Here is a 22,679-nt window from a genome sequence, read left to right on the forward strand (position 1 = left end):
TGATAAGATTCAACCTCGCAGCGCATTGTGATTTTGTCGTCTCTGATCGCGTACCGCTTGTTTTGATAAAGCTGTCTCTGTTTGTGCGTTGGGTGCATTGAGCAATCAATCATTTGCCCTGATTCAGTATCAAAGGTTAGCCAGTGCAGGGGACTTGTTGGGTTATATGGGAATAGAGCGCGGACTAGATTCATTTCAGTCAGCCTCTTTTACAGGTCTGAAGACATCTTTAAACTGTCCTATATTTATTCGAGACGACCATCTTATTTCGCCTGAATCTTTGTGGCGATAAATGATAATTCCTTGTTCAACCCTAATGCCGTAAATATAAACTTTGTAGTTATGGTGGATACTTACCCATTGGCTATCTTTTGTTATCTCATCAATTAGTGGCTGAAGCTCGACAAACTCACTCAAAAACTGTTCGATACTCATTTTTCGAGTGTGTTTGTTTCCTAGATATTTGAAAACTACGCCTATAATTTCGCACTTATGCCTGTCAATGCCAGATATACACACTTGCACGTTTTTATTTCTTCTAATCCATCTCTGATTGATATCTAAACTGTTTGGCTTCTTGTTCTCTCGCGTATGTAATGTCCTTAAGTTTTTTTTCTCACGACTATCTTTTAGTTCATCGAAAAGTGTGTCTCCGAGTAAGTAGTCATCTTTTATGTTTTTTGATGAAGAACTATCTTCATTATTAAAATAATAGTTTTTGATTTCGAGACAATCTTGTTTAAGCTCCTTTTTAAGTTTATTGAGGTCTCTAATGTTGAATGTGTAATTGATACTGTCATGCATTGATAAGAGGAAGTCTCGGCATATCTCACTTTCTCTTGACCTATCGTGTAGTGTTGTTCGAGCTGCTGCTTCTAATGCTAAACCTTGCTTTTTAGAAAGCTTTTTTATGTTGTTAGACATCTAATCAATCTCCATTTCGTCTGCAATTCTTAGAACGTCGATAGCACTATTTTTGGCCAACCCTGTTACTTCATGGATAGAGATAACCATCTCATCATCCTCATCATCAATGTCTCTAAGATAGTAATCTCGCAGATGATTAAGACTTTGCTGAAATTCAGCTTCTATCAATTCAGGTCTCACCAAGCGATTGATTGTTATGGCCATTATCAAAGAGCGATTGACTTCGATAATCTCTTTTGTCTGCTGCTGTTCAATATGTTTTTTTGCTAACTCTTGACTGTGTTGCATGGCCATCTGGAGTAATTTATGTAAGTCCATTAGTCTGCATCCTTGTACATTGGGTGATCCTTTGGTATCGAGCATTCACCATTGATTATTTCCATGTCGTAACAGTGGTCGCAGAGGTCCGCGTGAGGTGCGTCACTTTGTCCAAACCAAAGCTCACAGCCACATTCATCGCAAACACAGTCTATTTCAGCAAAGTCGTATTTATTACTATTCATCAGTTCGCTCCTTGTTCAAAAATCCAACACTTAACCGTTTTTGATTTATAAACAGCACTTGATACGGGCACATTTGAGTCGATAAATTTATGTTTACGGCTTGATTTGAGTAGTCGCTTCATTTCGGTCTGGTCTGGTAAGCGCTGACCTTCTGACTGAGCAATCTTGTAAAAGGCCGGTAGGTTGATGGCAATTTTCTTTTTATCCGCTGTGTAGTGATTCATCTGGCAATCAGCTAGGGAGTCTAAATACTCGTATATCTCCCAAAATTGTTCTACTAGCGGATGGTCATTGGATAGTCTGGCTACGCGCTGTTCTGCCATTTTGATGAGCGTGCTTTTGGCAGTCTTGGCTTGTCCATCTGTCATGATGCCGTCTAATACGTGCAAATGAAGACAATCAACCATCGCCGCTATTTGAGCGTGATTCAAGGCGATGCGCGTATGAGTAATCCCCGCTGCATGATAGAAAACCTCGTACTCTCGCACTTTGGTTTTGTACGTTTGCAATATAGCGTCCTCACTTCGAATCGCTTTGGCCATAAATTGACTGGTTATTTCGAGCGGTATTCTATCGAGCTCATCAACAATATATTTGCCCTCAAGCGTTTGTCCTTCACGAGTCAAACGAATATGCAGTAAACGTGTGAGCATGGCTTCAGACGCTTGAATAGGCTCATTTTGACTAATCATGATAGCTGCACGAAATGGTGGTGAATACGTGTCGTTACCGTTATTCTTGACACCGCGACTACGGATCGAGCGACCGTTAAATGCATCTTTTAACTGGTCCCACTCGAATTTTGAATAAGACTTTTTGCCATCTTCATCATTACGGTCGCCTTCAATCAAAGCGATAGGCATATTTGATATTTGGGCAAACTCTCGATAGATAGCGACCGATGTGGCCTTAGAGGGATCAAATCCTTCGTAGTCCTCACGTCCGCTAAGACGCCATAAGAATTCAAGTAAGCGTGACTTACCTGCACCTGCTTGGCCGACTAGTTCAAAAAAGGGATAGCTGCGATCCATGCCGCGTATCTGCTCGGCAAAATAAGTTCCCAGCCACCATGCCATAACGACAGTTCCATAGTCCCCACGTACTTTGTTGAACTTTGGCCACCAGTCAAAGGTAGGTTTATCTTTTGTATTGAGATGAACGGCTGGTGAGTTTGCAAGTGACTTAACTTCTAAGCGGCCAAGTTTGAAATAGTCCTGTTCATTAATTGCGACTGCCTTGCCTTTATGGACAGCAGTATCATTAAAGATATACGCGCCAAACTCTTTGCTATAACCGATATAGTCCGTCGTCTTGACCTCTTTTAGTGCTTCGGTCTGGTGACGCATGATGATATCTAGTTGTCCTGCTGAACCTGTCCAAAATACGCCAGCATAAACGGATAGGAGGCGCGGCTTGAATTTCGAGGGACTAGATAATTGGTCGCCAGTAATGGTTGTGGTCACAGTACCTTTTGCTGTGGCCACGCGAACAAAGTACCAGGATTCATCAGTGATTTCATTGCGCTGAAAATAAAGGGCCTCGAGCTTGGCATTGCATAGTTCAGTGACAGCACTGCAAGACTTCACAAACTCTGGCATCTGCTCATCAACGTCAGTTAAGTCGCTGACGGACTCAAGATAAGAACCAACTTGATGCTTTTCGACACCCATACAGGTTGATAGGGCTTTGGTATCTAATTCGAACCACCATGTACGATAGTTGTATTCAAAGTAGAAGCTGGTGCGCTTGGTGTGCATGTACATGATGACAGCAGCTTCCATTGCTGACGTTGCCGTCAGTAAATTGCCTAAGTAACGATAATGATCAATGTGCTCAGATGTGAGACGGCCCATCTCGTGTAGGTCGTTCCAATCTAATTTGCGATGCGTTTCATATGGCGGCTGCGCGGCCACGCATTTGAAGCCCATATCAGTTGCTAACTTTACAAAATTTTTGGTGTAGTCTTTGCCGGCCTTATCATTGTCATATGCCCATACTAGGGTGGGTAGTGTGCGCTTCTCTTTATTATATTTGCTCTTGAGAGCATACAGACTATGCTCAGGGAAGTTACTGCAGCTGATGGAGCTGGCGGTATCAAGGCCGTGCTCATGCAATGCACTAGCATCAAAGATACCTTCTGTGATCCAAATCTCCGTTGGCAGCTGCGTGTTTGCTGGATGCCACCACCAGTAACCCTTTAGATCATATCCATACTTGAGGTTGGCTTTACGCGGGAAACGATTAGCTTTATCAATGATGCGCTCCCACCAGCCTCCATTGGGTAGCTGGAAACGGACGGTCGCAGATGATATGCCAAGCTCACGATTGGTGTATTGCTCTTGGCTGTAACTGCCTTTGATTGCTTTGATGCTAAGCCCACGTCCCTCAGCTAGATAAGCGTCGGCTGCTGCATTGGGGCTGATGTCAGTTTGTTTATATGTGGCTGACCAGTCGGTGAATAGGTCAGAAAATAAGTCTTTAACATGGACTTCCATGCCGCATTTATTTAGCCGACCGCATTTAACCACGCGGGGCGTTACAGAGTGGGTATAGAGTGATTTTTTACTACAGTCTGGGCAGCGACCTTCGCGTAGCCATTCGCCGCTTACTTTGAATCCGTATTCCGATCTCAGGCGGTCTACGACTTTGTCATTAATTCGTGTCATGGTATTACCTAGTATTGAGTGCTTGTGCATTAAGAGAGCTGTGCGCTGCCACTGAGTGTGGCTGCTTGCTTCACTTTGACCCTATGAAATTTGGCGTGTCTTTATAGCGACTCCAGAGCTGCTGCAGGACCTTGTTGCCGTCTTCTATGTAGTGGTGAACGTCCTTATCTGGACCGTTGAATGTTTGATAATGGAGTACGTCCATACAAGCGCGCCAATTATTCAGGTCAAGATTACGCATACTTGTTAGATCAAAATGCCACACATGACGGTTATAGAGATTAAGCAGCATGGTCGCTGCAGTAAATCCGCCACCAGAAAAGGTTTGCGACAGTGCAATAACCGTCGGTAGAGATGCAATCATCCGTTGGCGTGCTATCTCTCGGTGTTCTTCTATAACCGTTTGTTCCGCCATCCATTTCTCAAGATGGTGCCCGCTTATATTAGGCGCCATATTGCGTAGGTCGCTTTGAATCGCGGCTTTTATCTCAGGTGTGATTACAAATTCGTGCATCGTGATATTCCTTTTATCTGGTCAGTGCAGCCGCAATTTCAGGTTTTGGCTGCAGACTGGGTTGTAGTTGTTTTGATATTTCAATCGTGACTTTTGCTGAAAATAAACAATCAGGATTATGACAAGCTGCTGTGAGCTGTTTTGTTAATGCGCTAAATAGCACATGACCATGTGTACGCATCCGTTTACCACAATGGGGGCAGCATATATATGCAGAGGTTGAGCTTGCCATAATGTCTCCATTTGATTATTTGGCCGCCTTATACTCTTGACCACAAAAAGGGCAGTAGTTAAAGAATAAAGGCATTTTTTTGGAAGTTTTCCGACCGCTGATTTCGACTTCAATCGTGGTACTTAACTTACTTGTTAGTCCCATGTTCTCAGTGATAACTAACTGAGCATCTTTTAGTCGTACAGACTGCACTGACCCGTTATATTCTTCGGTCTTGTTCAATCCTTTAACAATCTGGGCTGGTTTTTCTTCGATACAGTTACAAGACATCGTGGCGTCTCCATGTATGTGAGGTGGCGTTTTTAATTAACGGTAAATTTGCCGCTGGGGAATTGATATTTCACCGTTGGCACAATAACTTGCTGCTGTTTAAACTGCTTTTGACGATGGTTAATGATGATTTGTCTTGATTGCTCGCCAATAAATTCGCGTACAGCCGTTGCTTGCTGGTCTATATCGCGTATACGCATGGCTTCCAAGAAGTCGTCCAGCTCATGCTGATTGAGGTAGCCATATAGACGGTTGTCGCGGACATTGTCCCAGTTCTTATGCGCCATTGTTTTCCCCTTTAGCATTGTTTTTGTTGTCACTGGGTTGTTGTAAGGCTTCGAACTTTGCCATGAACTCGCTATCGTGCTGCTGGTAGAAGTCAATGATTTCGACCATTACTTCTTGGATGCTGCCATTCTTTTTAGTCATGGCTTTATAGCGGATGTAGTCGCGCTTAGATTCAGGTAAGCGCGTACCAAAGGGTACTAGTTCCATCGTGAATACTCCGTGATTGGCTTTTGTGATAAAGTGTTAACTGTCTTACTTGTTAACAACTATATTATTACATGCTCGTTTGGGCATGTAAAGGAGATATTTGGTCAAATGAGCATTTTATCTAATGACGAAATAGCCGTAAGGATAGCTGAAAGATTGGTTCTTGAGCGCAAAAGGCTTGGTTTGGAACAGGATTATGTGAGGGAAGTGCTAGGAATAGCCAACTCTACGATGTCTCGTTACGAAAATGCTAAACGGTCTCCAGATGTTATTTTGGCCAAACGGCTATCTGATATCGGTTATGACATGGCATATGTAATATCAGGTGAACGTTCAACTGAGCCCAAACTAATTGAAAGCAATGCTGAACAAACCATCCAGACTGATCGACTAATTAAAATTAGAGTACAGCAAGATAGTGATGGTTCTGAACTGATTGAGCCTCCCGCTTTGCAAGATATATTGCGTAGCTATGCTTACGATATAGAGACTTCTTTGATAGATGCGGGAGCGAATAAGGGTGAATATACTTTGCTAGATTTATATTCACTAGCGCAACCGTTTGCGCTAGCGGATTGGAACAAAGAATAGTTAAGTCATCGTATACTTATTAAGTGACTAGCCCAATTTGTTGATCGTATTAGCACCATCTGCGCACACTTGGGCAACGTCTTTAAAAATCACTTCAAGTTGTTCAAGTGATAATGTTTCAGGATTAGTTGATAGCTCACATAACTGGCCGAGCATATCTGTATATGCCGCGATGCGTGTGAGTTCGTCGGCTAGAGCCTTGTTATTTGTCATTACGCTGCTTGTTTTATTCATGATGTTACTTTCCTAGATTGATTAACTTGATAGACTTCTGTTTTGTCAATTAAGTCAGGTTCAAGGTTGTCAACCACTATGTTTAACAAAGACTTATTTACTGAATATTATTGCGAGATTCCCGTTAATTAAAGGATTATGGTATTTTTGTCTCTCTGTTTTGATTAACTGCTGTACCGTTTAGACATAATATAGTAAGGTTATTGTTTCGAACGCAGTAGACAAAAATGCAGAGGTCACGATGAAGAAGTTATTGTTAGTAGCAGGGTTATTGACTCTATCTGGATGTAGCGACAATAGTACGGCTACCACCGCATCAGAAGCGCCAGTAGATACACAGCCAGAGGTAGCAGCCGTATCTGGGAGCGAAGTTGTTCCTGAAGCTGCACCACAGGAAGAGCAAGAAGAAGTTATTGAAGTTACTGCGGATGAACTGTTGGCAGCTTACAAAGAAAATGAGTTGGCAGGAGATCAGAAATTCAAGGGAAAAACACTTCTCGTCACTGGTGTGCTGGATTCTATTCAATCAGGTATTGGTGATTCTCCATTCTTACTACTGAAAGCTGGTGATGAGTTTGAGTTCAATATGCCTCAAGCGCATTTTGACGCTTCAGAGACAGACAGTCTGGTTACTCTAAAAAAGGGTGAAAGCGTCCAAATCAAATGCGTGAGTGATGGGGAGGTTATGGGCTCGCCCATGCTGAAAGATTGTAAGGTTGTCTAAGCACTTTCAAGTATGAAAAAGCCCTGCTAGATAGCAGGGCTTTTTGTTGTATATATATAGGGCGCTTGGGGCTGAAATCCGCACCACGATAATACGGCCGCCTTATTCGTACACTCTGCAGTAGTGTCTTATTTCGACGCTCCCAAGCAAGTGTTATTATAACGTATTCAGCAAAAATATGTTTAATTTGAGGATAGAAAATTATGGATCCATTAACGGGTTTTGTCACTATAGTAGGGTTACTTGCTACCTTCCAGTCTGGAAGAGAGGGGAAGAGTGATATGGAGGAATTCAAAGTATGGTTGGAGGCAAATAATTATAGCAATATGGTTTCTATTATCGAAGACAACCAAAGTGTACGACAACACCTTACCGCTTTTATGAACCAAAATCATGAGCAAGTTATGGCTCAGCTATCTACTCTCAATGACCTAATGGTTTCTGTTGCAGGCCAGATACAGGGTTTAGGCGGTATTGCTACAGGTTTTAACCCTAACGGTGGATTATCGGAACAAGCTGTTGATGTATTAAGGCAGTTTGTTGATTCTGGTAGCAGCAATATGTACTACATGAAAAATAATGGTTTGGATGGCAATGACTTTTATATTTTAGAGGGGGCATCTGATATTGAGTATAGTGACGCAAGATTCATAGAAGCTGATATAAATAGTTTAGTAAATTCAGGTCTCATTAATTTCACTATAGGGTCTAAAGGTAGATATGAATATAAAATTACTCGTCAAGCTGTAAAGTTTATAGAAGCTATTGACAGTAAATAATATATCAACCTAATGATGCCAGTAAGTCTAGCTGTGTAAATAGGCCTCCACTTTTGCTATAACTATGCACAGCAATATCAACAGTCCATTTTAAGCTGTCAATCTCCGCCTTAAAGCCCTGTAGTGTTACAGGGCTTTCTGTCGTGATGGCAGGGTAGGCGTAGGCAGTGCTGATGCTAAACTTTGCTTGCTGATCACCAATACGTTTTGCTTCAGCGTGGGCTGCTGCAGTGGCCGCCTGCTTATCTTTGTATGTGCCTTTGAGCTTTTTAGTTTTAGAGCCATTAGCCTTGGTTTCAACCGTACGGCGGGTGGCCGCATCTTTGTCCTGGTAACTGGCTAACACGCTATCATAGTCTGCTTGCCTGTCTTCAATACTATAGCGATAGCGGTCACCAGTACGCTTTGTGATGACGGTTAAATCTAGTGCTTGGCCTGACACGCTTTGATTGCTATTCGCGGTAAAAATAAGCAGCTTACCATGCTTGATATTGACCACCGCACCGTATTGATGACACAAGCGCGTCAGCAAATGAATGTCAGATTCGTCTGTCTGGTCAACGTGACCGACGTCGATATTAACAAGCTCTGGTTTTATAGATAATGTCAGCTGCTGGCGTTTGCTTACAGTCTCTGCTATCGCCCCCAGTGTCGTATTATGATAGGACTGACTATGGCCAGATTTTAATGATGATTTAAAATCTGCTGACTTTGCGCGTATGCTGATAGTATCGGGCGCGCCTGACCATTCCACCGTATCGACGACGTATGTTCCCATATCATGAGTGCCCGTATCTTGATAGCCCATCCAGCACTGTAATCTAACACCGCGCTTGGGTAGTTCTAATGCACCGTCATGGTCATCTAGCGTTATCGTCAGCTCATCGGCGTCAAGGTTCTTGTTATCGGTAATAGATAACGTCATCAGTCGCGCCATGACTTGATCGTTTAAGGGCTTATCATCGGCTGTCAGTTTGAGTATTGGTGTGCGGAGCATTGTTATACCTCTTGGCTATCTGTCGCGACTGTCTTATCAGTCTGTATGCGGTCATCGTCGACCCGCATTAGCTTCATGGTGCCGTCAATCTTGCGTGCTACGCCTAGATTAGTGATATAGCTACGCGTCTCATCGATACTTGTGATGGCAAACACACCGTATATATATCCGCTGCCATCGATGAGCACATAGCCACCACCAGCGTCAGCCATCTCCGATAAATCATCGATAGACTGGCGGTTGCCAAAACCATGTGATTGATAGATCAGGAAAGGTATGGTTACTGTCTCTTCGCCAGTACCTGTGAACTGATACTGATCACGCCCCTGTGCGATGGCATTGCTACCATATGACCATGACCGGCTGCGCTGCAGCTCGCTGTATGTCATGGTATCGACGCTAAAGACAAACTGTCCAAGTGCTAAAAGCATTACCAGTCCTCTGCTAAGTCATAAAGTGCTGTGTTGTTGGTTTGGCTGCGCTGTGCCTTGGCGACTTCTTGCGCGACCAGCTGGGCAATCTGCTGCTCTGATTGGTGAGGCTGCGCGTAGATATTGATGTTGATGGGTGCGACAGCTTGGGGCTGATTGTTACCATGACCCATAAAACCACTGGCCATGATTGGTTTGCGATTATCAAAGCGAATCTCGCTTGTGTCCATCGCAGCGCGTAAACTGTCGCTGGTCTTGATCATGGCTTGCACAGGGCTGTCGTTTTTTAGCAGCCCATTATTCAATCCTTGCATCATAAAATCGCCGTACCCAGCAAATACACGGCTGGGGGAATGGATACCCATTAAGCTTGTGAACGCTCCTTTGATGCGCCCCGCAACGCCCTTGATGCCTTCGACCACTGCATTTGCGCGGCTCATGATACCGTTTTTTAGACCATCCATAATCTGCCCACCGATTGTCACCATCTGGGCAGGTAGTCCCATCAAGAATGCAATCATGCGACCAGGAATCCCCGCTACATAGTTGACCGCTGCGCCACCGTGTACGACGACCATCGCTGCAAATGTGCCAATAGCTGTGCCGATGGTCTGCAGCCCTAACGCTAATGCACCTACTAAGCCTGCAACGACCTGACCAATCAGACCTACAATAACGCCCAATACGTGACCAAAAGACTGTCCTGCTGTGGCTGCTGTATTAAGCTGGGACTGCGTAGTTTGAGCTGGCGTAATCAACCATGCAAAAGCTGCCGCTAACGACTGCAGACTAAAAATAATAAAATCTAAGACTGGCTTGAGCGGTGCAAATGTCTGTTGCAAAAGGGCTTTTAAGTCGCCCAGTGACTGTAAAAATGGCGCAATGCCTGCTAAAAATCCTGTCCACATACCGCCGAAAAAAGCTTTAACTGGTTGCCAGTACTTGATTAATAGCAGTCCTGCCAATGCAATGCCCATAATGATCCAGCCAATAGGTGTGGTTACTAGGGCCACTGACAAACTGCGTAAAGCGGTAATTAAAAACGGCACGGACTGCTTAGCTAAAAAGAGGAAACTACGCGCAAACACCTTGGTGAATAAGAGTAGCGCTTGCCCCATCATCTTGAACTTACCCCAGAAGGTGATACCAAACTTGGCTAAGATGGCATTCAATATCATCATGGTTGCGCCGAATTTGATGAAACTTGCGGCCATACTGAAAAATGTGCCAAACATCAACGCAGCGCCGTACTTTACTGCCCAAATCGCGGCATTGATTTTGATGAATTTTAAGGCCAGCATTCCAATCATTTTTACAAGTTCAGGATTTGCGTCAACCCATGCTTTTACGCGTTTGCTAATCTCAATAGCTGATTTTATAAACTCATTAAGATACGGCAGCACTAAGTTACCTAAGCTCAGCCCCAGCGCTGTTAGGTTGTTTATGAGCAGCTGTATATTATTTGCTGTGGTTGCTGCTCGAGCTTGGTATTCTGCATTCATTGAACCTGCATACGCTGTTTCGTCAGATACCAGCTGTAAATTACCTCTTAGTGCGTCTAAATTATTGAGCAGCGGGGCAATGGCACCGATAGACTCCGAGCCGAACAAATCCTTCAGCGTCGCTGCTTGCTTATACTTTTCTAATTTTGAGATAGACTCCAAGACTTTTAACGTAGTGCCTTCAGCATCTGTTTGCATATCCTTGGCGATCTGGCTGTAGTCTAACCCCAAGTCTTCAAATGCAGCTTTTTGAGACTTTGTAGCGGATTCCCCTGCAGCTAGTGCCAGCATCATATTCTTAATGCCTGTAGAGGCAACCTCTGTGGGCACACCCATACCATGAATGGTAGCCCCTAATGCTGCTATCGCTCCTGACGCATAGCCGCCGACTTCGCCTAAGGGCCCAATGCGCTGCACCACATTCATAATGCCTCTAGCGGCGGCGGGTGTATTATTACTTAGCAAGTTGATTTGGTCAGATAAGGCGACTACTTCTGTTTGCGTCAAGTCAAAAGCGGTACGCATTTCCGCCATTGATTGTCCTGCTTCTTGCGCGGCTACATCAAACGCGACACCCATTTTAATTGCATCTTGACCAAATGTAAGCAGATCCTTTTTTGCAATGCCTGACTGTCCGCCAGCTGCAATGATAGCCGCAATGTCTTTCGCCGCCATCGGATACGCTGTTGATAGACGAATGATTTCATCGCCCATCTCTTTGACGCCTTTTGCCACTGCAACTGGGTTGTCTCCGAAATCAACGACTTTTTTTACGTCTGCCATTGACGATTCAAAGTCAATGCTGGCTTTAATGGGGATGCTGACCAGCATCGCTGTAGTGCCTAGCGTCAGCGCGCTGTTAAGCACTTGCTGCCGCATACGCTGCCGAGTAGCAGCAAATGATTGAGATAATGTGTCCGCCTTTCTGTGCGCTGCAGACATGACTTTGAGCACCAGACCAAAGTCTGATGCCAAGCCTTTTGTTAAACTACGCGCTTTTTGTAGGGCACTATTTGTACGTCCTACAGATTGTGACGCTCTATTTAAATCTGAGTTATTGATATGGCTCATGCTACGCTCGAACGCATTGACGCTGTCTGTTGCTCGCCGCATTGATTTTGAGAGGGCTTCTGACTGTTTGATGATCGGATTGAGCGGTGCAGATATTTCATCAATCAGCTTCAGCGTTGCAGATAAGTCCAAGTTATTTGCCATCTGTTTCCCTTATTTATCTGTCTCACTACGCTTACGCGCGCGTTCGTGCCAAGCCATTAATTCGTCAATATACATATCATCGCAATCAGATGGTCGCCAGTGAAAGACGACCGCTAAATCTGCAATGATGTCGTCTACGCTGGGAGGGATTCCATAGCTTTCGCGCTTTCCGCTTCCTTGCGTGCTTTCTCCCGCTGCGCATTGCTGGCGAAAAAACCGACCACCGCTGTACTGACTTTAAGCAAGTCACTAGGATCAAGTGCGGCAACTTCATGTTCTGCAAGTGGTGGGGTGCTGACACGCGGCACCAGCTTGATGACTGTATCGATGTCTAGCTTGAGTAGGTCGGCTAATGATAGACCACGCAGCGCACCTGTCTTCGGCTTATTAATATTTACTTTGCTGATTTGCATATCGCCGCGCTGGACAGGGCTATCAAATTCGACAGTTTCAATGTCTGGATTGACCGGTAAAGTAGGTGGGGTTGCGGTTTCAACTTGGTTGTCTTCGATTTGAGACGCTGCGCCTGCTGCGATTGCTTCTACTGCTGCTTGCTTACTCATAATGTTGTCCTGGTATCTTTGATTATTGGTTTGGTTAAATGGTTAAAGTAATAAATTGGCCATGTTTGGATGATAGTGACCTCAGTGCCTCTATCGGACGATCGTCGCCTTGGTGAGCCGTCACCTCACCAACTAGCTAATCGCCATTTATCTAAACGGTGACGTTTGGCCAAAAGTTTATAAGCCTAATTTGCTATTGATGTCACTGGTCATATCTTTGCCAGCAACGATAAGGATGCCATTGACAAAATCGACTTCGAGTAGCGGTACGCCATCATCGACGATTTTTAGATACGTCACTGAGTATGTCAGCTCTTGTTCGTTGATATTGCCAAGCTCCATTTCGCCGAGGGGCAAGTTAGTGACTGAGCCGCGCATATACACGTCACGCACGACGTGGGTGCATGTGTCTTGACGCTCATACGCACCGATATAGCGGATGGGGAGGGCATCCACACCGCAATACGACAGCTGGGCAATATGACGAGCATCGACACCCGTGTAGTTGATGGTGGCTTCCATTGCTTCGAAACCGAGGTCCAACTTGATATCGCCAATCATTCCCGCTGCGCGATAGTCTTCAGTCTTTTTGACGATCTCAGGTAGGGTGATTGTCTTGGCAGTACCCGCATGACTGTCACCATCGATGCGGACGTTGAAATTTTTCAATACTGCAGGCATCTGTTTTGCCATGATAGTGTCCTTTTTGTTATGCGGTCTGGGCAATCAACTTGCCAAAGTCGACCAAGTAGCGGTCGGTGATGCGCTGGTTCAAGCCCAAGTTTTCGAGTGTGGGCACTGGCGTATAGTCGTAGTCTATCCGGAGCAGCCCTTGGCTCAGGTCTTGAGGGTTGTTCACTTCGTTGTTGTACCAGCAGCTTGCGCCCAGTAACCAGCCTTTGGTTACAGTTGCGCGCAATTTTGCGTTGATAGAGTCGATGATGTCTTGCACGAGCACAGGTGTCATCGGCTGGTCAACGAAAGGAAAGCAGCCGTTGATAATTGTGTCGAGCATCCACTGCGCCGTTAGTACACCAGTCTCAAATGCAAAGCGTGGGTCAGATGAGCAGGTACGGTTGCCCCAAAAGCGAAACCCTTCATGCTGAATGACCGAGGTCACTTCGTTGGCGTTTAGATAGCCCACTTCAGTGTTTGGGTCTTCTAGGTCCCAAGTGCGCGGGGCAACGATGCCATTGACACCAGGCACAGGGACGTTGGAGATCGATTTGGTAAAACTGGCTGGGGTCGTTTCATCAATGAGTGCTCGCATGGCGAGGGCTGTGGCGATGATTGGGATTTGTTGAGTCATGTGATGTCCTTAAATTTAGAAGTTGGAGAAATCAGGTGGTGGTAGGACAAATGAACATTGAGTATTAAATATAATGCAGTCTTGATTTGTGTCATGCTGTGCTTGCAAAAACCCCATATCTGCAACATGAGTGCTTGTGTTATTGATGCTTGATAGTAAATAATCATATGCATCGACGTGAGGATTATTTTGATCATCAATACGCAGAGCATCAATCTCAGACTGTGTACAGGGTAAGAATTTAACAACTGATGGACTGGTATTAATGATTAGTCCTACTGGCCCAACTGCGTATGTATCAATGATTGACTGTAGCGTGTCTGGCGTTGCGTTATACATTAGCTCTGTAAACTCATTAACACTGACAACATCGTTTGATTCTAGTAGCTCGTCTGTTAGCGCATACTTAATTGCCTCAAATGTATAGCCAACATAATTCAAGCCATTTAATTCAAGTCGATAGTCGCCAATCATCTGCCTATCTGAAGTAGGTAAAGCTACAGGTATTGAGTCATGCCACGTAGTCACACCAAAAAATATATTGCTCATTAGGGCCACGAGCCGTGTATTATCTTCAGATAGCGGTACGACTGATTCGACCTCGTGTGTATATACATCAGTAATGACAAAAATCTGTGGATCTTTGTCATCAATCTGTACTTTTAAACATCCTGATAGCTGCATTATTTTCTCCTATTGCACGATTTTGATGTAACTGGGCGCTGCCACGTTTTGTTTGTTTTGGCTGCCCACAATCTCAACCTCTACCCCCTGTGATACCGTCAAAGCTGCCGCCATCATGCGACCTGCGTTAGAGTCAGTACCGCACAAGGCATCGGCTGAGGCTGTGTCATAGATAGGCTTTGGTACAGTGGGCGCAGTGGCATCACCTGTTACAAACACGATGCTGTGATTCTGCGATGGCAGCCCTGTCCGCTGCGTTTGTGTATTGATTTTGGTATAGATACCTGGCGTACGTTGCATACTGTATATCCTTGTTTTTTAATGGTTTAAATGGGCGGTATCAGATGCCAGCACGCGGTCATCATCTGTATAGACATAATCAATATTGACCGTTTCAATCCACGGCACATCATCGTCACGATCAGGGTTGGTCAGCGTGGCGCTGGTATGCCAGTCATACGCAATGACTGACACCACTTGGTCGCGTGTCTTGGAGTTAAATAGTGACGTAATCTCACCATCATCCAGCGGATCGATAGCCAGTCCCATACGATTGCCCAGCAGCGCATTTTCGACCAACTTAATAAGTTGATAGCTGCCAATATTAAGCATTGTCCCATCCGCCTTAAATGCGCCTTGACGACTCGTTTCCTCACGGCGACCAGAATTGGCGGCAACAAGCACGGTAAAGACATAATCACGCTCTCGCTTTTTTGCACCCAGTTTTTTAGGCTTAGCTGAGGATTTAAACGTCACCCAAATTGCAGGGAATGAGGCGACAACTTGCGCAAACTCATCAGGTGACTCAGCATCAAAGTCGCCTGCGTAGCTCTTAATACCGCGTACAAAACCACCGCCATGCGCTTGGTTGTACTCGTGTAGCGTGTCCTTGATGGCTTGTTCTATCTGATCCAGCATAATTCCCCTTAGTACAGGCTATTACCAAACACACTTGGACGGCCTGAGGTCATTTGCGAAAGGTTAATACTAGGCGCTGCATTCGTTTCAACAGTACTAGCACCCGTACCTTTTTTGCCCTCGTTAATCTTTTCGAGATTTTTAACAGCATCGTCATAACGTTCTTTGTCACGCTTGCTCTCGCGCGCATTTCCCAACACAGCTCGGTATCGTGCAATATCATGTGCAAGCGTTTGAACGAACGGTGAGTTGACCACAGTGGGTACACTGAGTTTGGATGACAGATGAGCATCGACTTCGCCGTTAGCAGCATCAATAGCTTTTTGCAATTTGACGACATTAATCTGACCTGTAAAAGGTTTTTCTGTGTCGGTAATTTCAATTAAGTCTTCTTCACCAAAAGTCTCAATCATCGACGCTATCGTTGCGTAACTGCCCATTACATCACCTGTTGTTCCCGTTAAGTTAATACCGATGTCTAACGCCAGCCTTTTTGCATGACGTTAGATTTTCACATTAGGCGTTTACGCGTAGCCTTTTAGCATCAACTGCCAAAAGCCATAACCTGCACCGTATCGTGCTTCAGCACCAAACTTATAGACAGCACGCATAAACACATCAGGCGCGTTTAAGTCGGTTTGTGAGACAAACACAGGCTTCTTGCGTTCTTGGATAATCAGCGCTTTTACTGGCATAGAGGTATCTTCTAAATACCAAGTGCCAGCGGTTAGATCGTCAATGACCAGTAGCTCAGCTGTGTTCTTGTAGATGTTTTGGTCGCCGTTTTCTAACTTGTCGGCAGTGAGCAACGTGCGAGCCGTATCTTCAAGATCAGGTCCGACGATCAGCAAGTTTGGGCGCACTTTGAGATTGCGGCCTTCATAATCTGTCAGTGATCGCATCTTAGTACGTCCAATACCGTAGCTCGCCTTTGCGGCAGCAGCAGACTCAGCAGACAGTGCTTTGTTATGCACGTTACTCATGGTCTTATCTTCACCCTTTACCGTGACAGGGTGAGTGCTCGAAAAGAACGGTTTACCGTCGTAGCATAGATTGGTTTGGCCTTGATTGATTAACTCAGCCGCCAACTCATCGGGTAGCTGCTTGGCTGACCAACCTGCTTGCTGGCTCATATTGTTGTACTGACCAATATTGTCATCTTCGATGTCATTACGTTTGACTTCGACAGTGACTTCAAAATCATCATTAACGATGCTGTAGCCTTGCTTTGATAGCTTATTGATGACTTTATCGCCGACCCATTTACGCATACGTGGCATATTTTGTAGCCACGCATAGGTTTCTTGGCTGTTTGAGCTAGGTACGACCATTGCCATTTGTTTATAAAAGCTATCGGTCTTACTAAACGTATCGTTATAGACCTTTTTCAGACCAGCAGCGATAGCGTTAAGTGTTGGTGCATTGACGTTCATAGTGTGTCCTTGAGCTTATTGATTTATTAGTGCTTGGAGCTGAGCGGATGCGTTAAACCACTGGACCAGCAGAGCCAGCGACAATCCCGATAGGCGCGCCGCCCACATCGACCCATACTTTGCCGCTGTAGTCCACGCCCATCAGTACGCCAACACCAAGCGCGTCAGCCGAGCCGCCCTCGACAGGTTTTGCAACCGTGTTTTTGCCATTCAGCACGACGACTTTGCCAATGTCAGCAGCAGTTACAGGGTTGGTGGCATCGTTGCTCAGTAAAAATTGACGATTGCGCGTGATAGTAATCGTGGCATTGGCTTGCATAGCAGTAGGGTTGCCACCTTTAGTTGGCGTAGTATCGGCATTAATAGTCACTGTTGATTCAGCTCGTCCCATCAAGTACTGGGCGCTTGCATCAGTGGCAGGGACAGCGTGGCCTTCGGTATCAGTTGCGACCAGCTCGCCTTCAGTAATCATGACACCAGCAGCTACGATTAAAGGTATAGAAATACCCTCACGGTAAGGGGTGTTAATCATTGACTTATCCTTTTATTTATAAAGTGTGGTTTATGCGTTGAGCTGTGCGAGCATGTCCGCATCAGACAGACCCATTGCTGCCGCGACTTCTTTTTGCTCAGCGGACAGCGCTGTGATTTTGTCACCAGAGACAGGGTCGGGCTTACCGTGCGTTTGCTTGCTATTCAGTGCAGCGATGACGGGCGCATTATCCAGATACGTTTTAAAACCTACGGGGTCTGACTTGGCGTAAGACTTTGCCCATTTCTCTTGTGCGGGCAGTAGGCGTCCATCAGACAGCGCCGCGGTCAATAGCTCAGCAGTAGGGTCAACTTGATTACCTTGCAGCTCGGTAATTTGTGCATTCAATGCCGCTACTGTTTCGGTCATCGTTGCGACAGGCACGTATTTTGCTGGGTCAGGCTCAGCGCTGTGCGCAAATACGCTAGATAGAGCTGCCAGTGGCTTGTCTGCATCAACGTCAACTTTGGCGGTGGCAGCTTTGGTTTTGAAGTCATCGACTTGCGCACTGAGCGCGGTAACGGCTTCGTCTTCTGTTGTAGTCTCTTTAAGACCAAGAGCGGCAATGACATAAGCAAGTAAGGGTTTCATTTCTGTGTCCTGTTTTTGGTTTACATTAAATTTGGCAGACAGTGCGGTCAGCTCATCGAGCGTCAATAGGGCGGGCTGATTGGTGATGGCGACGTTCATGATGTTGGTCACATAACCGTCGGTGTCATAAACAATCACGGGTGATTTATAGCGGTACTCATTACCAGCGATGGCTTGTGTCGCTCTGGTCGTCCAACTGGGTGCGCGGTTGCACAGCCCCACGCCGTCGATATACTCAAACTGCCCAGCGGCAAGCCACCCAGCCGCTGGCGCAGGCTGTCCGTTAGATTGCGCGTGTAGCGTCTGGTGCTCATAATCAATAACCATATCAGTCGGGCGCGCATTCAGTAGGTCAGCCAGTGCATAGCCATTGCTGGCATCAAGTAGCCACGCGTCGCACTCGGACGGACGACCTGAGCCGTCACCACTGCGCGTTTTGCCCGCTGGAAATACTAAAAAATACCCTTGCGGTGCGCGGCTGGCTGTAATCTCTAACGACAGCGCGGCAATGTGGGTACTGCTACCGATTGTTGCGGTATGGGTTGACGGCTTGGCCATAGCATCTCTTATCAATTTGTCTATTTGTTTTAGTGGTTGGGATAATCAGCAAACGTTACATAACCCTTCCTGAGGCGCGTATAAAAAAAGCACTGCTTTTACACACTGCTTTTACACACTGATTTTTAAGCACTTAGCGTTGTTGTCATAAAGTCTTATGATGGCAAAAATAAGCGCCAATAAATACGGGACGCATTTCCGACTTTTTGAGTTTTTGCATGAACATAAAAAAACGCCCATTTAGGGGCGTTCAATTTATAAGTAGAGCAATCACCGCGTTTTATCTTTTGCGCCTGATAGTCGTAAATCTAACGACCCTCTAACGCTATTCATCTACCATATGTTTGAGTCATTATCTAAAACTACGCCGCAAATGCGCCATAATGACTTGATGTACACCGTCGACCGCTTCTGTTTGTAGGTTGCCATTTGCGTCAATGGGTATATAAGGCCGCGCTGGTATCTTCACTTTGCGGCCACGACCTGCCATACCACCCCATTGCTGTATCGCAGCATACGCGCCCGATTGATTACCACCACCTGCACTGATAGTAGCGCTGGTAGCATCACTAAAGGTTTGAATACTGTTATATAACGAATTAGAGCGCCTAAGTAGCCCGTCTGTACTGATTCCCAAGCGCTCATAGTTTTTGATGGTGACATCGGACAGCGCGGGCCATTTAGGGCGACCCTGCGCTCGAAAGTTCTGCTGCGTCTGACTCATCAGCTGCGCGCGTATCGTCCGCATGAGCGGCGATGTGTTGCTGGTTTGCCGTGCGGCTTGGTTAAGTACGCGTTGTAGCTCATCTGTAATTAATATCGTTGATACTGTCATATGTCGCCCTAAGTTGTTGATATTGACAGCGATTGACGTTACGCTAGCAACAAGCATTGGTACTCATAATGGTACGAGGACGGTTGCATTAGTGGTTATCAGCATAACCACCAAGCCGTGTGTAGTGGGTTCGATTCCCGCCCAGTGCTTTCTATTTACTATCAACCGTACTCAACAGCCGAGTATAGTTCGTGCCGTTATTTAAGTTACTAGCGGTATCAAGCGAGATAGTACGTATCACATTACCGATGTAATTTTGTTTTGCTTCTACGACATCGCGACCCTTTATCCTCTCGTTCATTTTGACAATTAATTTGTAGCTGATGTCTGGTGTATCAAACACTAGCACGGGTGCATTGGTTATGTTGTCCCAATACAAATCATGCTTTGCCGTCAAATTACGCACGATATTCGCGACCCATGCAGGATCATGTCTCTTATGTGCCCGATCCAAATGCTGCAACGTGATGCGGTCATGCAAAGTAATCACCGCATTTTCTAGCGCCAGTCCCTTTTCATCTGCCAGTTTTTGTACGAACTCAGGACGTACTACGCCAACATGACGAAACTCACCACGAGGGCGCGTTGGGTCAACACTATCGACCCATGTTTTTACATCGTCATTAAAGCGGCCCAGCACCGACTCACGAGCAAGTACAGCTTGCATACTATTAGCGCCCAGCAGCGCAGGTGCTTGTCCTGCTTTATCCAGCATTGGCTGCATGGGTAGCGTATCGCCTACGTGTAGCCAACCAGGGTCAGTACGGTACACGGGCATATTAGGCAAGCGCATGACATTGACAGGGGCAGTGTAAGCGCCATACGTGCCTTGTACGATGACATTTTCAGTAGTCACATATTCGCTGATATCGTCATATATCGTATAGCCATCGAGTGCGCCATATTGTCCCGCTTGCTCAGCAGTCAGTAGTATCTCATCACAGCGGCAGCCCCATGCACATCGCGGGCGAATAGACTGATAGTAAGGATCATCACGGCGAAATATTTGTCCGTCTAGCGATTGATGGCTAGGACGCACACGGTTATCGCCGCGTGATATCCACATTGCATAGGGATAGATATCGTAGTCACCATCATGGCGGCGCGCCTTGTGATACGCCTGATTGATATTGGTTTCATAAATACGCTTTAGTCGATGGTCACTACCTAGCTGTGCTGGGGCTATACTGCCATCAGGCAGCTCAATATTTTTTTTGCCCCACCAGCCTTTTTCTTTTAGCATTGGCTCGACAGACGCCTGCCACTGGGCAAAGGACATATTGTTTTCCATTGCTTCGACCAGTGACTGCTGCACTTGCTTGAGCATATCCATGTCAGTCATCTTAGCAACGACGAACGCATGGTCATGCGCGCGCCCTTGTACCTCTGCGTAGTCAATGGACGCTTGCGGCTTTTTGTCTTGCAAGTATTTGATGGCATCATCAGGGCGGCGATTGAACAGGCTTTGCAGATTAATATTATTAGAGGTAGCGTTAGAATCAGGCATTTATGCGCCTCCAGCGGGTAATTCTAACGGTTGCTCATTTAAAGCGCCCCACAGTCCAGCGGCACACAAGTACTGCTCAAGATTAGCCGCTAGCTCATCGACCGCCTTGTTTGGCTCGGCATTGGACAATAGCGCCAGCGCTTCGTCATAACTGGTTGCAACCGATAGCTTATCGACCATCGCTTGCCCCAGTACCGCGCTCATATCGGTGATATTTTGCGTATAGGCGATATCAGACAGGGCAGCATCAATACCTGATTCAGCGCGTGCGATATTGGTACGCTCACGTTTAACCGTGTCCATTTGTGTATTCAATGCCGCTTGTGCGCTTAGTGCGGCGCTCAGCGCAGTAGGTGTGGCAGTAGTGCCGATGGTCAGGATAGCCTCGTCATCAGCCGCCATTGGTATATTGAGCTTACCATGTAGCCATTTAGCACCGATTCGCATACCGTTAACACCAGCCAGTTTAGGGATTGCTTCACTAAAAGTCGTGATATCTTCAGGTTCTGATAGATCAAACGCAAACTTTGGATAACGGCGAGGATGGACGCTCGGATAATTCAGGCGCATCATTGATGCTACGATATCGCGACTGATAGACGCTGCGAGCTGCTTAGCATCACTATCACGTATTTCAATCCGCGCCACTTCATGAATGTTACCAAGTGCGTTAGTGCTAGATTTACCATCGCTTTGTGTGGTCAGCGTGCCACCCAAGATAGCTTTAGACTGTGACAGCTCGCACCATTTAATCATGGACTCGAACGGATCACTATTGCCCTTAGCGGCTTCCTTAAAATCAATCTGCATACCTTGCGGGATAATGCCTGCCGCGCGGTGTCCGATCTCCATTACTGCCCGTAACAAGGTAAACTTTTCAGATTCGGTCGCACCTGCGGGATACGTCCCTAGACGCATTGGTAGACCATAGATCTCCAAAAATTCAGCCAAATCACGCACTGAGTAATTTTTAAACACGTACGGCCATGCAAGAATACGATGCAGACCGCCACGCACTAGATAGCCGCTTTTGGCCTTGTGCGTGTGCATCAAAAACGCATGATCCCAAAGCGCCTCTGGCGCATCAATGCCGTTACCCAGCATCAGCGTCTTATTATCAGGGGCAATCACAAAGCGCTGGGGCTGCACAAATGCTAGCGACTCAACATACCAAGTACTGCCGTCGCGCACCCAGTTGATTTCTTGTCCGCTAAATCCTTTCCCAATGGCATCCAGCGCGTCTTTAATGACAATGTCAAAATCATTGATCGCGTGCATGAGCGTTTGGATAGTCGCTGCTTGTTCTTTTTCTGCGGCGGTTGCCCCTTCAGGTGTTTTGACGTACCAATCAAGGGACAATAGGCTACGCTTACGCTTATCTAGCTCAGCAAAGATATGACTGTCACGTTCTTCCATGTCTTCAAACAGCGACAGCATATCGTTCATATTGCCAGACTCTGCGCCTGTAAGCAGTTGGTGCAACTTAGCGGGTGTTAGTCCTACCGCTGGATGCGATAGCTCTGGACGCTCCCACACGTGAGCGCGGTCGTCAGTGGCTTGTACTTGTGAGCCAAGCAAGCGCTTAATTTGTTTTTGCGCAATGGGCGCGGCTGATTTCAGCGCTGCATAAAATGACATTGATATTCCTTAAAAATCGTATTAACCAAAA

The 22,679-nt window shown here is 46.0% G+C and carries 28 protein-coding genes and 1 tRNA gene; 4 read left to right on the forward strand and 25 right to left on the reverse strand.

All coding sequences use genetic code 11. The features are described from left to right. Positions 1-195: 195 nt before the first annotated feature. The 7 genes from ACFI32_RS04600 to ACFI32_RS04630 all read right to left on the reverse strand — a co-directional run bounded on the left by ACFI32_RS04600 (position 196) and on the right by ACFI32_RS04630 (position 5,607). On the reverse strand, positions 196-924 hold the full coding sequence (locus ACFI32_RS04600) for a hypothetical protein (RefSeq protein ID WP_462625330.1): 729 nt from the start codon (positions 922-924) through the stop codon (positions 196-198). Beyond that, positions 925-1,245, reverse strand: coding sequence for a hypothetical protein (locus ACFI32_RS04605; protein WP_462625331.1), 321 nt, complete (start codon positions 1,243-1,245; stop codon positions 925-927). A gap of 184 nt (positions 1,246-1,429) precedes the next feature. Beyond that, positions 1,430-4,096: a toprim domain-containing protein gene (locus ACFI32_RS04610; protein WP_462625332.1), complete on the reverse strand. Its 2,667-nt coding sequence runs from the start codon at positions 4,094-4,096 to the stop codon at positions 1,430-1,432. Positions 4,097-4,166: 70 nt separating this feature from the next. Continuing rightward, positions 4,167-4,610, reverse strand: a complete 444-nt coding sequence (locus ACFI32_RS04615; protein ID WP_462625333.1) for a DUF7673 family protein — start codon at positions 4,608-4,610, stop codon at positions 4,167-4,169. A gap of 13 nt (positions 4,611-4,623) precedes the next feature. Further along, positions 4,624-4,842, reverse strand: coding sequence for an ogr/Delta-like zinc finger family protein (locus ACFI32_RS04620; protein ID WP_462625334.1), 219 nt, complete (start codon positions 4,840-4,842; stop codon positions 4,624-4,626). Positions 4,843-5,144: 302 nt separating this feature from the next. Then, positions 5,145-5,399, reverse strand: a complete 255-nt coding sequence (locus tag ACFI32_RS04625; RefSeq protein ID WP_462625335.1) for a hypothetical protein — start codon at positions 5,397-5,399, stop codon at positions 5,145-5,147. Continuing rightward, the gene (locus ACFI32_RS04630) at positions 5,389-5,607 is read right to left on the reverse strand and encodes a hypothetical protein (RefSeq protein ID WP_462625336.1); all 219 of its coding nucleotides are present in this window, start codon (positions 5,605-5,607) and stop codon (positions 5,389-5,391) included. The genes ACFI32_RS04625 and ACFI32_RS04630 overlap by 11 nt, the downstream gene beginning before the upstream one ends. Positions 5,608-5,715: 108 nt before the next feature. Here ACFI32_RS04630 and ACFI32_RS04635 point away from each other — a divergent pair, with 108 nt between their 5' ends. Beyond that, entirely contained in the window at positions 5,716-6,198 is a 483-nt protein-coding gene (locus tag ACFI32_RS04635; protein ID WP_462625337.1) for a helix-turn-helix domain-containing protein, read from the forward strand. Between the two features lie 27 nt (positions 6,199-6,225). Here the strand turns inward: ACFI32_RS04635 and ACFI32_RS04640 are convergent, their stop codons facing one another. After that, positions 6,226-6,432 carry a hypothetical protein gene (locus ACFI32_RS04640; protein ID WP_462625338.1) on the reverse strand — a complete coding sequence of 69 codons (207 nt, stop codon included), beginning with the start codon at positions 6,430-6,432 and terminating at the stop codon, positions 6,226-6,228. Between the two features lie 241 nt (positions 6,433-6,673). Between ACFI32_RS04640 and ACFI32_RS04645 the strand changes: the two genes are divergently transcribed. Together ACFI32_RS04645 and ACFI32_RS04650 are read left to right on the forward strand one after the other, a co-directional pair. Further along, entirely contained in the window at positions 6,674-7,156 is a 483-nt protein-coding gene (locus tag ACFI32_RS04645) for an OB-fold protein (RefSeq protein WP_462625339.1), read from the forward strand. A 203-nt stretch (positions 7,157-7,359) separates the two neighbouring features. After that, entirely contained in the window at positions 7,360-7,935 is a 576-nt protein-coding gene (locus ACFI32_RS04650) for a hypothetical protein (protein WP_462625340.1), read from the forward strand. Positions 7,936-7,939: 4 nt separating this feature from the next. Here the strand turns inward: ACFI32_RS04650 and ACFI32_RS04655 are convergent, their stop codons facing one another. The 15 genes from ACFI32_RS04655 to ACFI32_RS04725 form a co-directional block, all read right to left on the reverse strand. Beyond that, a complete protein-coding gene (locus ACFI32_RS04655) occupies positions 7,940-8,932 on the reverse strand; it encodes a contractile injection system protein, VgrG/Pvc8 family (RefSeq protein ID WP_462625341.1) in 993 nt (330 codons plus the stop codon). Positions 8,933-8,934: 2 nt separating this feature from the next. Continuing rightward, positions 8,935-9,363 carry a phage tail protein gene (locus tag ACFI32_RS04660; protein WP_462625342.1) on the reverse strand — a complete coding sequence of 143 codons (429 nt, stop codon included), beginning with the start codon at positions 9,361-9,363 and terminating at the stop codon, positions 8,935-8,937. After that, positions 9,363-12,080: a phage tail tape measure protein gene (locus ACFI32_RS04665; RefSeq protein WP_462625343.1), complete on the reverse strand. Its 2,718-nt coding sequence runs from the start codon at positions 12,078-12,080 to the stop codon at positions 9,363-9,365. The genes ACFI32_RS04660 and ACFI32_RS04665 overlap by 1 nt, the downstream gene beginning before the upstream one ends. Positions 12,081-12,089: 9 nt before the next feature. After that, positions 12,090-12,230 (reverse strand): GpE family phage tail protein, encoded by a 141-nt coding sequence (locus ACFI32_RS04670; protein ID WP_462625493.1) that lies wholly within the window; start codon positions 12,228-12,230, stop codon positions 12,090-12,092. Beyond that, the gene (locus tag ACFI32_RS04675; RefSeq protein ID WP_462625344.1) at positions 12,215-12,643 is read right to left on the reverse strand and encodes a phage tail assembly protein; all 429 of its coding nucleotides are present in this window, start codon (positions 12,641-12,643) and stop codon (positions 12,215-12,217) included. The genes ACFI32_RS04670 and ACFI32_RS04675 overlap by 16 nt, the downstream gene beginning before the upstream one ends. Before the next feature lie 177 nt (positions 12,644-12,820). Next, complete coding sequence (locus tag ACFI32_RS04680) at positions 12,821-13,336, reverse strand: phage major tail tube protein (protein WP_462625345.1); 516 nt, start codon at positions 13,334-13,336, stop codon at positions 12,821-12,823. Positions 13,337-13,352: 16 nt separating this feature from the next. Next, positions 13,353-13,952, reverse strand: coding sequence for a phage tail sheath C-terminal domain-containing protein (locus ACFI32_RS04685; protein ID WP_462625346.1), 600 nt, complete (start codon positions 13,950-13,952; stop codon positions 13,353-13,355). A 15-nt stretch (positions 13,953-13,967) separates the two neighbouring features. Next, positions 13,968-14,636, reverse strand: coding sequence for a hypothetical protein (locus tag ACFI32_RS04690; protein ID WP_462625347.1), 669 nt, complete (start codon positions 14,634-14,636; stop codon positions 13,968-13,970). Between the two features lie 9 nt (positions 14,637-14,645). After that, positions 14,646-14,936: a hypothetical protein gene (locus ACFI32_RS04695; RefSeq protein WP_462625348.1), complete on the reverse strand. Its 291-nt coding sequence runs from the start codon at positions 14,934-14,936 to the stop codon at positions 14,646-14,648. A gap of 18 nt (positions 14,937-14,954) precedes the next feature. Next, the gene (locus tag ACFI32_RS04700) at positions 14,955-15,554 is read right to left on the reverse strand and encodes a phage protein Gp37 (protein WP_462625349.1); all 600 of its coding nucleotides are present in this window, start codon (positions 15,552-15,554) and stop codon (positions 14,955-14,957) included. 8 nt (positions 15,555-15,562) lie between these two features. Next, positions 15,563-15,994, reverse strand: coding sequence for a phage protein Gp36 family protein (locus tag ACFI32_RS04705; RefSeq protein WP_462625350.1), 432 nt, complete (start codon positions 15,992-15,994; stop codon positions 15,563-15,565). A gap of 84 nt (positions 15,995-16,078) precedes the next feature. Next, the gene (locus ACFI32_RS04710; protein ID WP_462625351.1) at positions 16,079-16,987 is read right to left on the reverse strand and encodes a Mu-like prophage major head subunit gpT family protein; all 909 of its coding nucleotides are present in this window, start codon (positions 16,985-16,987) and stop codon (positions 16,079-16,081) included. Between the two features lie 52 nt (positions 16,988-17,039). Further along, entirely contained in the window at positions 17,040-17,519 is a 480-nt protein-coding gene (locus tag ACFI32_RS04715; RefSeq protein WP_462625352.1) for a hypothetical protein, read from the reverse strand. Between the two features lie 30 nt (positions 17,520-17,549). Then, the gene (locus ACFI32_RS04720; protein WP_462625353.1) at positions 17,550-18,668 is read right to left on the reverse strand and encodes a phage protease; all 1,119 of its coding nucleotides are present in this window, start codon (positions 18,666-18,668) and stop codon (positions 17,550-17,552) included. 352 nt (positions 18,669-19,020) lie between these two features. Continuing rightward, positions 19,021-19,503 (reverse strand): phage virion morphogenesis protein, encoded by a 483-nt coding sequence (locus tag ACFI32_RS04725; RefSeq protein ID WP_462625354.1) that lies wholly within the window; start codon positions 19,501-19,503, stop codon positions 19,021-19,023. A 53-nt stretch (positions 19,504-19,556) separates the two neighbouring features. On the opposite strand from ACFI32_RS04725, the gene ACFI32_RS04730 reads away from it, so the two are divergent. Then, positions 19,557-19,652: transfer RNA gene (locus ACFI32_RS04730), tRNA-OTHER, on the forward strand. Between the two features lie 2 nt (positions 19,653-19,654). Here the strand turns inward: ACFI32_RS04730 and ACFI32_RS04735 are convergent. Together ACFI32_RS04735 and ACFI32_RS04740 are read right to left on the reverse strand one after the other, a co-directional pair. After that, positions 19,655-21,010 (reverse strand): phage head morphogenesis protein, encoded by a 1,356-nt coding sequence (locus tag ACFI32_RS04735; protein ID WP_462625355.1) that lies wholly within the window; start codon positions 21,008-21,010, stop codon positions 19,655-19,657. Further along, the gene (locus ACFI32_RS04740; protein ID WP_462625356.1) at positions 21,011-22,648 is read right to left on the reverse strand and encodes a DUF935 domain-containing protein; all 1,638 of its coding nucleotides are present in this window, start codon (positions 22,646-22,648) and stop codon (positions 21,011-21,013) included. Positions 22,649-22,679: the final 31 nt, after the last annotated feature.

This window comes from Psychrobacter sp. PSi21, assembly GCF_054960615.1.